Genomic DNA, 621 nt, shown 5'->3' with positions numbered 1-621 from the left:
CTCGCGCATCTGCGTGATGAGCAAATTCTTGTTATTGGTTCAGGTAATATCACCCACAACTTACAAGCGCTACGCTGGGAAGCCGACAGCATCGATCAAACTGCCAAAGCATTCAAGCAATGGTTGCTCCAGCAGCTCAAGATAGACATACCCACTGCCCTCGACTGGCAACAATATCCACAATACAAAGACATTCATCCAAGTGACGAGCATTTGCTCCCATTGTTTTTTGCGTTAGGTGCCGGTCAGCGCGTCTCGGTTGTTCATCAGAGTATGGCCCATCATAGTTTGGGCATGGATATCTATCGCTTTGACTAACTCCTATTTATTAGCTCCTATATACTAGTGCCTACTTATCCAATTAAAGCACACAAACCAAATCTACTTCTCAAAAGCAGGTTTGGTAAATAAACCCGCACGCTCCATCTCACCTGCCAAACTAAATAAAGTCGCTTCATCATTCATACGTCCGATCAGTTGCATACCAATTGGCAAGCCTTTTTTACTCATGCCGACTGGCACCGACATGGCTGGCAATCCTGTGACGTTGCCTAACAACGTGAAGCCCATTTTTCCTAGCACAGGCGCGCTTAGCTTTTCGATCATACCCGAGCTAAAGGC

Annotated in this window: 2 protein-coding genes; one reads left to right on the top strand and one right to left on the bottom strand. The window is 46.2% G+C overall.

Annotation, left to right across the window (positions count from 1 at the left end; translation table 11 throughout):
* A partial coding sequence (locus ACS8FC_RS18825) for a DODA-type extradiol aromatic ring-opening family dioxygenase (protein WP_439297912.1) occupies nt 1–318 on the top strand: 318 nt, incomplete at its 5' end.
* A 63-nt stretch (nt 319–381) separates the two neighbouring features.
* Here the strand turns inward: ACS8FC_RS18825 and ACS8FC_RS18820 are convergent.
* The coding region (locus tag ACS8FC_RS18820) for an amidase family protein (protein WP_439297911.1) at nt 382–621 on the bottom strand (240 nt) is incomplete at its 5' end.

The sequence above is a fragment of the Psychrobacter sp. 1Y4 genome (assembly GCF_051847555.1).
Note: the sequence above shows the minus strand (reverse complement) of the source record. Positions and strands in the feature narration are given on the sequence as shown.